Origin of the sequence: Enterobacter sp. HK-058-C-ECC, assembly GCF_047531125.1 — a bacterium.
Taxonomy (GTDB): Bacteria; Pseudomonadota; Gammaproteobacteria; order Enterobacterales; family Enterobacteriaceae; genus Enterobacter; species Enterobacter quasiroggenkampii.
Genome location: NZ_JBLKCH010000008.1, coordinates 179,386 through 192,209 on the forward strand (window position 1 = coordinate 179,386; position 12,824 = coordinate 192,209).

The following is a 12,824-nucleotide window of genomic DNA, read 5'->3' on the forward strand; positions in this document are numbered from 1 at the left end:
TTACTCATCCGGGTTCAGACGACGACGGCTGATGATTCGCAGCAGACGCCACAGCACCCATGCCAGCAGGACCACGCTAACCGCAGCCAGGATAGCGAGCAGAACCGGATGGTTAGCCAGCGCATACCACAGGCGTTCAAACCACGGCAGATGGCCTACGTAGTACACATCGCCCACGCGCAGGCTATTGACGCCGGACTCACGGATCACCGACACGGAACCAAACATCGCGGCACGTTTACCGCTGTCGTTCATGGCCGTATTGAGCAGTTCATACCCGCGCGGGCTGTCCGCAAGGAGAGCCACCACGCTTCGCTGTTCGTTGTAAGGTGACTGGAAGCCCACCACCGCAGCCATTGCCCCCTGAGACGTTATCGTCGTCTGCGCGCTGGCCTGACGGTCGTTCACATCCGGCATAATGCTCGGGAATTCGGTCTGGCGCAGCGGCGTGTTAACCCAGGACTGGGCCGCTTTCACCAGCAGATCGATACGTTTGTCATCCTTCAGCTTATCCGGAATGGTACCGATCACCATGATGTCAGCGTCTTTGTTCTGAATCTGGCTGCCATCGTCCGTCAACGTGACGTTAATTGCCGGCAATCCTGTTTGTCCGCCAACGGTCGCCATGGCGTCCAGCAGGGTCGTGACCTGACTTTCGTTTGGCGCTTTCGGCATCACCACAATGGACTCAGAGAGATCGGCCATGCGGCTGAACGGGAAACCCGCGTTAGCAAACGCGCGCAGGTCCGGCATCGCCAGGAAGTGATAGTACTTCGAGAAGTCGATGGTCGACTCATCGCCAATCACCACGTGGTTCTGCACCGGCTGGAAGGTGATGCAGTTTTCCGCCGAGCCGCCAGGCATTGGATTCATGTACTGGAAATCAAAGCGCAGCTGGTTTATCGCGCCCAGCTTCAGTGCCGGGATGGAAACATCCGTTTTACCGTCCAGCAGCCCCTGCAGCACCGGCAGGCGAAGCATCAGGCGGTTCGTATCCTGCGTGCTTTGCAGGCTGAAGGATTGCAGGAACTGGTTGTTGAGGCTGATATCCATGCGCGAGCTGTCTTTGGTGGCTGGCGCGGTATAGCGGTAGTTCAGATTGATATCAATGCCGTTGGTGCGCAGCAGGTACAGATCCGGCGGCAGATTCAGCGACAGGCTAATCGGCGCGGGCTCAAGCCCCGTCGCCTGCAGCTGTTCTTCATAGGTCTTCAGCTCGCCAAAGGTGACCGCACGGTCGGTACGCACCCAGTTTGGCGCATCGTAAGGTTTACGCGCCAGCAGCGGCTTGACCTCATCTATCACCACGCTGTTGCCACGGAACAGGACGTTGCCCTGGGCAATGGCTTTTGCTGCCTGCACCAGATCTTTATCATCACGACCAAAGACCACCAGCAGCTTCACGTACGGGTTTTCCGGGTGGCTTATCATCTCAACGGTCGGCGCGTTGACGTCCGGATGATCGCGCAGGAAAGCCGGGCGTTTCGCGTTGGTGGCAAACACAATAGCATTTCTGTCCGGCAGCTTGTCATACATCGCCGGGAAGCTCTGGCCGCGCCAGCCCGCGCGTGAACCAAACCAGGACGCCACAATGGTGGCCGCCAGCTGCTCGGTCACATCCGGGGACGAGGCAAATACCATCGGCAGCGTGAGCGGACGGTTATCACGCGGATCGAAGAACGGAACCGGGAAGGCTGAGAGATCGTTTTTCAGCGCCAGCGACTGGTAGGTCATCTGCAGCGAGGAATTACGCCCGACGTCCATCCACAGCGTGTTGCTGGCCGGGTTTTCGCAGACATCGCGGTAGTGACCGACAAATTCCAGGCGAATACGGTTAAAGTCGGTGATGAACAGCGGGTTGATCGGCACCTGAGCCTGCGTTTTCTTGCCGAGCTGCTCTTTGGTGACCGGCAGAACGTCCATCAGCTCGTCATTCAGATAGACCTTCAGCTGAGACTGGGTCGGCAGCAGCGACGGTGACGGCGTGTATTCAAGGTTCAGCACCGCATTAGAGACAACCTCATCGCTGCGCATGCCAAATTCAATGCCGCCGTTAGGGTTGATGCCGCGCAGCACCATGCTGCCCGGAGGCGGCGCAATTTGCGCGAAGGTCAGCTTCACGTCACGCGACGGCGCATTGTCCGCAACGACGGGGGCATTCGCCCCGCGGACGCCCGGCATGACCTGCCCGATGACCTGGCCGTCTGCCGGCTGGGTATTCCCCTCCGTTGGCTGGTTCGGCAGGATGTTTTCCGTTTGACCGGGTGCCGCGGTGACAACCGGATCGGTTGCTTGCGCGACGACAGGTACGGTTGGCGCAGGCGTTGCCGCTGCGTTACCCGGGGCCGCGTTAGCCATTGTTGCGGGGAGCGCATTCATCCCCATTGCCACTGCACATAACCAGGAAAGTTTTGTTTTCATCGCGTTATCATCATTGTTGAGCCATAACCGGGTCCGCCTGCTTCGCCTCATCCCGCTCAGGACGACGAGGAATGAACGACACGACCCAGGAAACCAGCGAAGTAAGTGACCGGAAAATTAATTTCACCGACGACGGGGCAAATTCTGCAAGGTGACGATAGCCACGGAACCCCAGCTTCAGAATATCCAGCAGGCTTTCCAGAGGTTTATCTTCCGGGAAGCTGTCCTGCCAGAGAGCCCACGTATCCGCGCGGGCAAACGTACACTGTACAAAATCGATATGTTGCTTTTTGGTCAACGGCATCAGCTGCAGGCCGACTTCATTGCCCACCACGCGAACGACCTGCGTGGGGAAGACATACTCCTGCTGACCGCGCTTAAGCAGCAGGTTAACTTTCTGCCCTTCCAGCACCTTCGCCTGGCCGTTGATTTTGATCCCCAGACCGCCGTCAGAGAAGTCGTGCACGGTACAGGAGAAGAGATGGCCATCTTCACGGGCAATCGCCGCTGGCATGCAGATTTCCACGCGATGCGCGCGACGAACCTGTTTACTCTCCACCGACACCGCCACCGCGCCGCCGAGGATAATCAGGTTGTAGAAGACCCAGGCCATACTGACGAAGACGGTCAGGATTTCGTTTTCCGGACCGTAGAAGTAGCGCCAGATACCCGCAATGACGCCCACGATATTCAGCAGCACCAGGAAGATATACGGCCGGGAGATCACCCAGTCGACGTACTCCTCCTCCACCAGCCCGCCCTTCGCGGTGACGTTGAATTTACCTTTGTGCGGGTTAATCAGCGCCACCATCGTCGGCGGCGCGATGTACCAGGCCAGCACCGTTTCGTAGATTTCACTCCAGAAGGAGTGGCGGTATTTACCCTGTATCTTCGAGTTCGTCAGGCTCGCGTGGATCATGTGCGGCAGAACAAACAGCGCAATCATCAGCGCGGGAGCGTAGATGATATAAGCGTGAAGGAGCAGGAACGCCAGCGGCGCGGTCAGGAAGATCAGCCGCGGAATGCCGGACAAGAAGTGGAACATGGCGTTGACGTAGCAGAGACGCTGTGCCAGCTTGAGCCCTTTCCCAATCAGGGGGTTATCGAGACGGAAAATCTGCACCATGCCGCGCGCCCAGCGAATACGCTGGCCAATGTGCGCAGACAGTGACTCCGTTGCGAGGCCAGCAGCCTGCGGAATGCGCATATAGGCTGAGGTATAGCCACGACGGTGCAGGCGCAGCGAGGTGTGCGCATCTTCGGTGACCGTCTCGACGGCGATACCACCGATTTCATCCAGCGGTTTACGGCGGATAACCGCGCATGAGCCGCAGAAGAAGGTGGCGTCCCACATGTCGTTTCCGTCCTGAACCAGGCCATAGAACAGCGTGCCTTCGTTCGGGGTCTTACGGAAACGGCCAAGGTTACGTTCAAACGGGTCCGGCGAGAAGAAGTGGTGCGGCGTCTGCATCATCGCCAGCTCTTTTTCCTTCAGGAACCAGCCCATGGTCATCTGCAGGAACGAGCGCGTCGGCACGTGGTCGCAGTCAAAGATCGAAACAAACTCCCCGGTGGCATACTTCAACGCGTTGTTGATGTTCCCCGCCTTAGCGTGTTCATGCGTCGGACGGGCGATGTATTCGACGCCGACCTCCTCCGCGAACTGGCGGAACGCCGGACGGTTGCCGTCATCCAGAATCCAGACCTTGAGCTTATCTTTCGGCCAGTCGATGCCCAGCGCGGCATAGATGGTGTTCTTCACCACGCTCAGGTCTTCGTTGTAGGTCGGCACGAAAAGATCGACGGTTGGCCACTGGGTCGTGTCCTTTGGCAGCGGAACCGGCTGGCGGTTGAGCGGCCAAATCACCTGGAAATAGCCCAGCACCAGCACAATCCAGGCATAGGTTTCAGCAAACAGCAGCACCAGGCCGCACACCAGACTCACCGGGTCGTCCCAGTTCAGCGTCGAGGTATAACGCCACCAGATGTAGCGGCAGGAGACAGTCAGCGACAACACGATCAGCATCAGCGCCGAGAAGCGACCCGGAATTCGGCGCACCAGTAGCGCCACGCCCCACAGCAGGATCAGGAAGGTGAACTGCGCCAGAGGGTTGAAAGGCTGCGTAATACAGACCAGCGCCAGAATGAGCGAGAACACGACGATCACACCGAGGATAAAACGCCGCAAGCCCGGGTGGAGATGCCCGAGCTCTTTATGGTTATCCAGATGGCTGGTCTTATCGCTGACGCTGTTGGGCAGCCTGTCCAGCCACTGATGGTAGCGTTCACGTAACTGTTGCACGCGGGAGAAGCTCCGCCAGTGCGGCGTTTTTATCTCCGCGCGGGATGAGGTCGCCACCAGCCAGATGGCCTGAATGAGATAACGCGCCGGATCCAGTGGACGCGGCCGGTCAGGATTAATGTGCGGATACAGTTCACTGTGCCGGGCACGTATGCGCTGCCAGCGCGGGTGTTCGAGTGGAATAAACATCCAGGCCAGAATCATCCAGAAACAGCCGAGCGCGGCGCTGAATGCCGACGCGCCGTGACGGCGAAAATGCCGGTAATGCTCGCTCAAACGCGAACTGACCGGTGGGATGAGTAACCAGCTGGCGAGACGACTCATACATCACTCCCTGCATGCTCCGCCCGGTTGGCGAAGTTCAGCAGACACCAGTTAGCCAGCGTCAGGATCTCTTCTGCCGCCAGTGAATCGCTGCGGTATTCGCCGAGCGGTTGCTTCGACGCAAGGCATTCCGCCATGCCCTCATCACGATGGATGACAATGGGAAGCAGGCGGCGCTGGCTCTGCAGCCAGACCTGATACAGATCGTCCTGGATCTGGCTGCCTATGCGCAAATCGTTAATCAGGATATGACCATTTTGAGGTAGCCCCTGCTGATGCAGGCGGATATGGCAGTTCGCATCGACGTTAACGATCGAGAGGACATGATCGCACTGCGCGATAAGCTGTCGGGTCAGCGTGCCGGCACCGTGCGGCAGATCCAGCAGGATCCACTTGTAGTGCCCCTTTTCCTTCAGGCTCTGCAGCGCCAGCGTAAATTGCGAAAACAGGCGCTGGTATGCGGCTTCATTTTCGCGTTCCGTGGTGGTCAGTTGACCAAACGGCAGCAGGTCAAGAAGGGAGGTATAGCGCAAACCTGCATCCTGCCAGTCTTTATCGTCAAGCAGCGCGCGGGCCCAGCCCTCTTCGCGAGTAAAGTCGACGTTAAACGACATACGCAGTAAATTATCGGCGCAGGCGTCAATAACCAGCACCGATTCACCTAAAAGCTGTAATGACCACGCCAGTGCCGCGGTAACAGATGTGGTACCCACACCCCCACGGACACCCTGTAATCCGAGTATGGCCATCAATGGCTCCCTTATTGTTGATGGGCGAATTCAGCTAATAACGGCCAGCGTTTAATAGCCGCGGCCAACTGTTCCCGCTGGGAAATATCGGTGTAATCTATTTCAGGTAAAGAAAAGGCCTGCGTCAGCGCCAGAAAATCGTTTTGGAATGTGTAACCCAGGGTCGAGTCGACTGGGGTACCGGGTTCATTATTATCCATTCTTTTTCCATCCCTTTAAGGAAAATCGCACGCTAAAGAAGTTGCGGGGCTTCCTGCCCTGACAAATTTCATTTACATGCTAAATCTGATGTTCTTTAATTTCAATGTTAGGTTTATTTCTACGCTTTCGCTAGTAAACTGAGATACAGATAAATTAGACGAAAAGAGGGACACCGTGGACTCCATATTTTCTATTGGCATCCAGTCATTATGGGACGAATTGAGCCACATGCCAGTCGGAGGAGTCTGGTGGATTAATACGGACCGGAATGAAGATGCTATCAGTCTGGTAAACCAGACAATTGCTGCCCAGGATAAGGATTCCCGCGTGGCCGTCATTAGCATGGGCGAAGATCCGAAGAAAATTATCACGCTGGAAAACGATCGCGGGCCTCAGACGGTGCGATTATTTTCCATGACATCGGATGCCGATAGTCTATACTTTTTGTCCCGCGACGTTCAGTGCACTATTGATCCGGATCACTATTTGGTGATCCTTAAATGTGCAAATAACGTCCTGCAAAATATCCCTGCTGAAAAACTGCTGCCGTGGCTGGAAAAAATCAATAAATGGGCAAAATTTCAAAATTGCACGCTATTGATAGTCAATCCCGGCAGTAATAATGACAAGCTGTTCTCACTTTTAATGGGTGAATATCGTTCCCTGTTCGGTCTGGCAAGCGTTCGTGACCAGGTGGGCAGCTATCTCTACGATATTGCCTTCTGGTGTAATGAAAAAGGCGTGAGCGCCAGGCAACAACTTACGCTGAAACACATCGAGGGTAAGTGGCACCTGGCGCAGCAGGAAGAAACCGTGGTGCAGCCGCGCAGTGATGAAAAACGCATCCTGAGCCATATCGCGGTTTTAGAAGGGGCGCCCGCCCTGTCGGAAAACTGGTCGCTGTTTGAATCTAACGAAGACCTTTTCCACGAAGCCCGCACAACCCAGGCGGCAACCCTTATCTTCTCATTGATGCAGAATAACCAGATTGAGACGCTGGCAAGGCAGATCCACACCTTGCGCCGCCAGCGCGGAAGCGCGCTAAAAATCATCGTGCGCGAAAACAATACCAGCCTGCGCGCCACCGATGAGCGTCTGCTTCTGGGCTGTGGTGCAAATATGGTCATTCCCTGGAACGCGCCGCTGTCACGCTGCCTGACGCTGATCGAAAGCGTTCAGGGCCAGCAGTTTAGCCGCCATGTACCGGAAGACATTTCTACGCTGCTCTCCATGACGCAGCCGATGAAGCTGCGTGGATACCAAAAATGGGATACCTTCTGCGACGCCGTCGGCAACATGATGAGCAATACGCTTCTTCCTGCTGACGGAAAAGGGGTTATGGTTGCCCTGCGTCCTGTACCCGGTATCCGCGTTGAACAGGCTCTCACCTTGTGTCGCCCCAATCGTACGGGTGACATCATGACCATTGGCGACAATCGCCTGGTGCTGTTTTTGTCCTTCTGCCGGGTAAACGACCTCGATACGGCGCTTAACCACATCTTCCCCCTGCCTACCGGGGATATTTTCTCGAACCGTATGATTTGGTTCGAAGATAATACGATCAGCGCAGAGCTGGTGCAGATGCGTGCGCTCCAGCCTGAACAATGGGCTAAACCGCTCGCTATTAAGAGCGATGCGAAACCGATCCTCAATGCCAGACATGATGGACATGTCTGGCGCCGGGTTCCGGAGCCCCTTCGCTTATTAACGGACAACGCGGAGAACGCACCATCATGAATATCAGCGATATCATTCAACTGGTTATAGTCTGTGCGCTGATCTTTTTCCCGCTTGGCTACTATGCACGCCATTCCATACGTCGTATCCGTGATACGGCCAGAGTGCTGTTTATAAAACCTCGCTATGTAAAACCAGCCGGAACACTGACACGGGCATCACACGTCAAGGCAGACCGAAAACATGACTAATTCTACCTATACCGCTTCGTCACCCTCGCCGCTCTGGCAATACTGGCGCGGCCTTTCCGGCTGGAACTTCTACTTTCTGGTGAAGTTTGGTCTGCTGTGGGCAGGCTATCTGAATTTCCATCCCCTTCTTAACCTGGTATTTATGGCCTTCCTGCTGATGCCCCTGCCGAATATCAGGCTGCATCGCTTACGTCACTGGATAGCCATCCCTCTCGGCTTTGCGCTGTTCTGGCATGATACCTGGTTACCGGGGCCGGACAGCATTATGAGCCAGGGCTCACAGGTGGCGGGCTTTAGCGCCAGCTATATCCTCGATCTGACCGAGCGGTTTATTAACTGGCAGATGATAGGCGCGGTATTTGTGCTGCTGGTTGCCTGGCTGTTCCTGTCACAGTGGATCCGCGTCACGGTGTTTGTCGTCGCGATTATGATCTGGCTTAACGTGCTGACGCTGGCTGGGCCAAACTTTTCGTTGTGGCCTGCCGGTCAACCGACCACCACGGTGACCACCACCGGGGGAAGCGCGGCGGCCACCGTCACCACGGCAGGCGATACGCCTGTGGTGGGCGATATCCCAACCCAGACCGCACCGCCGACCTCCACAAACCTGAACGCCTGGCTCTCCAGTTTCTATACCGCGGAAGACAAGCGACAGACGAAATTCCCGGATGCGCTGCCGGCGGATGCTCAGCCGTTTGAACTGCTGGTGATCAATATCTGCTCGCTCTCCTGGGCAGACGTGGACGCTGCAGGTTTGATGTCTCATCCGCTGTGGTCTCATTTCGACATTCAGTTTAAAGATTTCAACTCTGCCACCTCGTACAGCGGCCCGGCGGCCATCCGCCTGCTGCGTGCTAGCTGCGGTCAGGCATCGCATAAGAATCTGTATCAACCCGCCGGCAACCAGTGTTATCTGTTCGATAACCTCGCCAAACTGGGCTTTACGCAGCATCTGATGCTGGGGCATAACGGCCAGTTCGGCAACTTCCTGAAAGAGGTGCGCGAACAGGGGGGTATGCAGGCACCGCTGATGGATCAAACCGGTCTTCCTGTCTCTCTGCTGGGCTTCGACGGCTCACCCGTCTATGACGATTCCGCCGTCCTGCAACGCTGGCTGCAGACCATCGAAAAAGACAGTAATCCACGCAGCGCGACGTTCTTTAACACCCTGCCGCTCCACGACGGTAACCACTTCCCGGGCGTGAGCAAAACGGCGGATTATAAAGTGCGTGCGCAGAAATTCTTCGACGAGCTGGACGCGTTCTTTACGGAGCTGGAAAAATCAGGCCGTAAAGTAATGGTGGTCGTGGTACCTGAGCACGGTGGCGCGCTGAAAGGCGACAGAATGCAGGTGTCAGGTCTGCGTGATATTCCAAGCCCGTCGATTACCAACGTGCCTGCTGGCATTAAGTTCTTTGGGATGAAGGCACCCCATCAGGGCGCACCGATTGAAATCACCCAGCCGACCAGCTATCTGGCAATCTCAGAACTGGTTGCCCGTGCCGTTGACGGGAAGCTGTTTGTGGAAGATAGCGTGAACTGGGATCAGCTCACCAGCAAACTGCCGCAAACGGCAGAAGTCTCCGAGAACGCCAACGCGGTGGTGATTCAGTATCAGAACAAACCGTACGTTCGCCTGAACGGCGGGGATTGGGTACCGTATCCGCAGTAACTGATTTCCCCCTCACCCTAACCCTCTCCCCATCGGGGAGAGGGGATAGCCAGTGCGTTATTATTGCGCTGAAATCCACACCAGCATTTTCAGACTTGCCGAATAGTAGTCGTCTTTAGAGGTGATTTCGGGTTCTCCGGCAGGCTGCCCCATCGTTAAATCGCGTACAGCCAACAGGCCGCCTTCCATCATGTAAGGCGCATATTCGTTAGTGGTGACGTTAACCCAGGCGGGCGTTTGCTCCCGGGGGAATTGCCCAAACCACGCTTTCCACGGCGTCAGGAGCGGGCTTTGCTTATCAGACCAGGCAAGATACAGCGGAATACGAATCGCGTCATAGCTCATCCGCGGCGGCCAACCTTTGGCCGGTTCCAGCTTGCCATCTGATGTCAGCGAGACCCAGTCAGCGGGCAGATTCGCTTTACCCGAGCCCATTTTCCCCAACAGGCGCTTCTCGTCCTTAATCAAATCGCGCCAGACTGGCAAATGACTGCGTCCGGCGAAGGCCTGCCAGGCCGGAAACACAAAATAGGAAGGATTAAGGACCACTTCACCGTCAAGCTTAAATCCCTGGACGCCGGGCAGCATCACGCGGTAACCCGCATAGCGGATGACGCTATGAGCAACCAGCGCTTTTGTAATGGCATCCGATGCGGCGCTGTAGCGTTTGTCATGCCAGCGGGCATCGGCTTTAAGCAGCGCCCAGGCAATCAGCACATCGCCATCGGCGGCGTTGTTTTTGTCCGCAACCGGGTTGGACTCTGCGGGGTTATAGCGCCAGTAAAACAGACCGTTCTCTTTGTTCTTCAGCTCACGGTTTGTCCATTGCCAGAGCTTATCGAACGTGGCCTTATCGTCGTTGGCGACTGCCATCAGCATGGCAAAGCCCTGACCTTCCGTATGCGACACGCCGCCATTGCCGGTATCGACAATGCGGCCTTCCGGTTTGAAAAAGCGTGCTTTGTAACTCTCCCAGGCCTGTCCCGCCTGAGAGAGGGGTGAGAACAACAAGCTCATCATGACGGCCAGCGTCGCGCAGACGGGTTTTCGCATCATTCACTCCATCCGGTTATTCGGCACTCCGCAGGGAAATCTCACCGCCCACCCAGGGTTTGATCACGCCATCCTGCTCCAGGAGCAGCGCGCCCTGAGCATCAATACCGCGGGACGTGCCGTAGATCTCTTTATCACCAATCAGCAATTTCACCGGGCGGTTGATAAAGTTATCCAGCTTTTCCCAACGCGACAGGAACGGTGCCAGCCCTTCCTGCTCAAAAAGCGTGAGCGAGCTGCGCAGCTCTTTAATCATACGTACGGCAAGGGTGTTACGATCGATGACGATCCCCGCCTCCTGGAGGTTAGTCCAAGCCTGATTAACCACGTCATTCTGGACATTGCGCATCACCATATTGAGGCCCGCGCCAATGACGATTTGCGCCGCATCGCCCGTTTTGCCCGTCAGTTCGACCAGAATCCCGGCAAGTTTACGATCGTTGAGGTACAGATCGTTAGGCCATTTAACACGCACTTGATCCGCACCCAGATCGTGCAGCACCTCTGCCATGACGATACCGATGACCAGACTCAGGCCAATGGCAGCGGCCGGGCCCTGATCGAGTCGCCAGTACATGGACAGATAGAGATTGGCGCCAAAGGGTGAAAACCACTTGCGGCCACGACGGCCGCGACCGGCCTGTTGATATTCAGCTACACAGGCATCGCCGGATTTGAGCTCAGGCAGACGATCTAGCAGATACTGGTTCGTCGAGTCAATCACCGGCAGCACCGCCACGTTGCCGTGTCCAATCTGGCTGCGGATCGCGTCTTCATTCAGCAACTGAATCGGCTCCGGCAGGCTGTAGCCTTTTCCGGGAACCGTAAATACATCAACACCCCAATCACGGAGCGTCTGGATATGCTTGTTAATGGCGGCGCGGCTCATGCCCAGCTGCTCACCCAGCTGCTCGCCGGAATGAAATTCACCATCCGCCAGGATACCAATCAGGGTTAACGGGACCGTATTGTCCTTCATGCGATAGTCTCCACAGCGTTGACTTCACCTGTGCGACCAATGAAGCGGACTTCTGGCTCCAGCCAGACGTTAAATTTTTCGCCGACACGCTGGCGAACGTAGTGAGCCAGCTGTACCACATCGTCGCTGGTTGCATCGTGTTGGTTAATCAGTACCAGAGCCTGCTGTCGGTGAACAGCTGCCCCGCCAACTGAAGTGCCTTTTAGCTGGCATTGATCGATAAGCCAGCCAGCCGCCAGCTTCACGCTGCCATCCGCCTGAGGGTAATGTGGCGCGGTTGGCCACTCCTCCAGAAAGCGTCGGGCATTTTCGCCGCTGATCACCGGGTTTTTGAAGAAGCTTCCTGCATTTCCATTAACTTTGGGATCGGGAAGCTTGGTCATCCGCATATGGCAAACCGAGTCAAAAACGTCGCGTGCGGTAACGGTAGCCGGATCGAGACGCGTTAAATCCCCGTAGGTCAATACGGGCTGCCAGTTCTTCGACAGACGCAAACCCACGGCGACAATCACGTAGCGATCCTGATATTCATGTTTGAAGATACTGTCACGATAGCCAAAACGGCACTGTTCTGCGGTTAAACGCGTCGCCGTTCCGGTCGCCAGCTCGATGCAGTCGACATATTCACAGACATGTTTCAGCTCGATGCCGTAGGCGCCGATGTTCTGAATGGGTGACGATCCGGCGCAGCCTGGAATAAGCGCAAGGTTTTCCAGACCCGCCATCCCTTTTTCGAGGGTAAACTGCACCAGGTGGTGCCAGTTTTCACCAGCCCCCACGTGCACGTGCCAGCTGTCGGCACGCTCTTCCACATCAATTCCCATGATGCGGTTAACGATCACCGTTCCCGCAAAATCGTCGAGAAACAGGACATTACTTCCTTCGCCCAGAATCAGTACGGGTTCGTTTTTTTCTGTTGCGCTTTGCCATGCATCCAGCAGCTGCTGTGCAGTATCGGCACGTACAATTTGATTAGCATTGCGTTGAATGCCAAAGGTATTCCAGGGCTTAAGGGAGTGGTTCATAGACGCTATCCTGATGCAAAAACGCAGGTAGTTTACCGTATAAGCAGGGTGATGGGGGATCAGTTTGTGCAGCGTATAAACGCAAAAAGGCCATCCTTTCGGATGGCCTCTTCACTTAATTGATGCCTGGCAGTTCCCTACTCTCACATGGGGAGACCCCACACTACCAT

General features: G+C 56.0%; 10 protein-coding genes. 3 read left to right on the forward strand and 7 right to left on the reverse strand.

What is annotated here, in order from left to right; genetic code table 11:
• Genes bcsB through bcsR form a run of 4 tightly spaced genes read right to left on the reverse strand, consistent with a single transcriptional unit; the run spans nucleotide 1 to nucleotide 5,996 of the window.
• Entirely contained in the window at nucleotides 1–2,421 is a 2,421-nt protein-coding gene (gene bcsB / locus ACMWJS_RS16720; protein WP_045909067.1) for a cellulose biosynthesis cyclic di-GMP-binding regulatory protein BcsB, read from the reverse strand.
• A gap of 10 nt (nucleotides 2,422–2,431) precedes the next feature.
• Nucleotides 2,432–5,047, reverse strand: coding sequence for a UDP-forming cellulose synthase catalytic subunit (bcsA, locus tag ACMWJS_RS16725; RefSeq protein ID WP_045909068.1), 2,616 nt, complete (start codon nucleotides 5,045–5,047; stop codon nucleotides 2,432–2,434).
• A complete protein-coding gene (gene bcsQ, locus ACMWJS_RS16730; RefSeq protein ID WP_045909069.1) occupies nucleotides 5,044–5,796 on the reverse strand; it encodes a cellulose biosynthesis protein BcsQ in 753 nt (250 codons plus the stop codon). Before bcsQ ends, bcsA begins: the two co-directional genes overlap by 4 nt.
• A gap of 11 nt (nucleotides 5,797–5,807) precedes the next feature.
• Nucleotides 5,808–5,996, reverse strand: coding sequence for a cellulose biosynthesis protein BcsR (gene bcsR, locus ACMWJS_RS16735; RefSeq protein WP_008503237.1), 189 nt, complete (start codon nucleotides 5,994–5,996; stop codon nucleotides 5,808–5,810).
• 175 nt (nucleotides 5,997–6,171) lie between these two features.
• On the opposite strand from bcsR, the gene bcsE reads away from it, so the two are divergent.
• The 3 genes from bcsE to bcsG are packed head-to-tail and all read left to right on the forward strand — an operon-like array spanning nucleotide 6,172 to nucleotide 9,597.
• On the forward strand, nucleotides 6,172–7,734 hold the full coding sequence (gene bcsE / locus ACMWJS_RS16740) for a cellulose biosynthesis c-di-GMP-binding protein BcsE (RefSeq protein ID WP_045909070.1): 1,563 nt from the start codon (nucleotides 6,172–6,174) through the stop codon (nucleotides 7,732–7,734).
• Nucleotides 7,731–7,925, forward strand: coding sequence for a cellulose biosynthesis protein BcsF (bcsF, locus tag ACMWJS_RS16745; protein ID WP_045909071.1), 195 nt, complete (start codon nucleotides 7,731–7,733; stop codon nucleotides 7,923–7,925). Before bcsE ends, bcsF begins: the two co-directional genes overlap by 4 nt.
• The gene (gene bcsG / locus ACMWJS_RS16750; RefSeq protein WP_048226281.1) at nucleotides 7,918–9,597 is read left to right on the forward strand and encodes a cellulose biosynthesis protein BcsG; all 1,680 of its coding nucleotides are present in this window, start codon (nucleotides 7,918–7,920) and stop codon (nucleotides 9,595–9,597) included. Before bcsF ends, bcsG begins: the two co-directional genes overlap by 8 nt.
• A 60-nt stretch (nucleotides 9,598–9,657) precedes the next feature.
• Here the strand turns inward: bcsG and ACMWJS_RS16755 are convergent, their stop codons facing one another.
• The 3 genes from ACMWJS_RS16755 to murB are packed head-to-tail and all read right to left on the reverse strand — an operon-like array spanning nucleotide 9,658 to nucleotide 12,654.
• The gene (locus ACMWJS_RS16755; RefSeq protein WP_414747334.1) at nucleotides 9,658–10,650 is read right to left on the reverse strand and encodes a glycosyl hydrolase family 8; all 993 of its coding nucleotides are present in this window, start codon (nucleotides 10,648–10,650) and stop codon (nucleotides 9,658–9,660) included.
• Nucleotides 10,651–10,666: 16 nt separating this feature from the next.
• Complete coding sequence (gene birA, locus ACMWJS_RS16760; protein ID WP_063622776.1) at nucleotides 10,667–11,629, reverse strand: bifunctional biotin--[acetyl-CoA-carboxylase] ligase/biotin operon repressor BirA; 963 nt, start codon at nucleotides 11,627–11,629, stop codon at nucleotides 10,667–10,669.
• Complete coding sequence (murB, locus tag ACMWJS_RS16765) at nucleotides 11,626–12,654, reverse strand: UDP-N-acetylmuramate dehydrogenase (RefSeq protein WP_045909075.1); 1,029 nt, start codon at nucleotides 12,652–12,654, stop codon at nucleotides 11,626–11,628. Before murB ends, birA begins: the two co-directional genes overlap by 4 nt.
• Nucleotides 12,655–12,824 lie beyond the last annotated feature (170 nt).

Excerpts from the sequence above, each read along its gene's own strand:
- bcsB (WP_045909067.1), bottom strand. The coding sequence starts at position 2,421 with ATGAAAACAAAACTTTCCTGGTTATGTGCAGTGGCAATGGGGATGAAT.
- bcsA (WP_045909068.1), bottom strand. The coding sequence starts at position 5,047 with ATGAGTCGTCTCGCCAGCTGGTTACTCATCCCACCGGTCAGTTCGCGT.
- bcsQ (WP_045909069.1), bottom strand. The coding sequence starts at position 5,796 with ATGGCCATACTCGGATTACAGGGTGTCCGTGGGGGTGTGGGTACCACA.
- bcsR (WP_008503237.1), bottom strand. The coding sequence starts at position 5,996 with ATGGATAATAATGAACCCGGTACCCCAGTCGACTCGACCCTGGGTTAC.
- bcsF (WP_045909071.1), top strand. The coding sequence starts at position 7,731 with ATGAATATCAGCGATATCATTCAACTGGTTATAGTCTGTGCGCTGATC.
- bcsG (WP_048226281.1), top strand. The coding sequence starts at position 7,918 with ATGACTAATTCTACCTATACCGCTTCGTCACCCTCGCCGCTCTGGCAA.
- ACMWJS_RS16755 (WP_414747334.1), bottom strand. The coding sequence starts at position 10,650 with ATGCGAAAACCCGTCTGCGCGACGCTGGCCGTCATGATGAGCTTGTTG.
- birA (WP_063622776.1), bottom strand. The coding sequence starts at position 11,629 with ATGAAGGACAATACGGTCCCGTTAACCCTGATTGGTATCCTGGCGGAT.
- murB (WP_045909075.1), bottom strand. The coding sequence starts at position 12,654 with ATGAACCACTCCCTTAAGCCCTGGAATACCTTTGGCATTCAACGCAAT.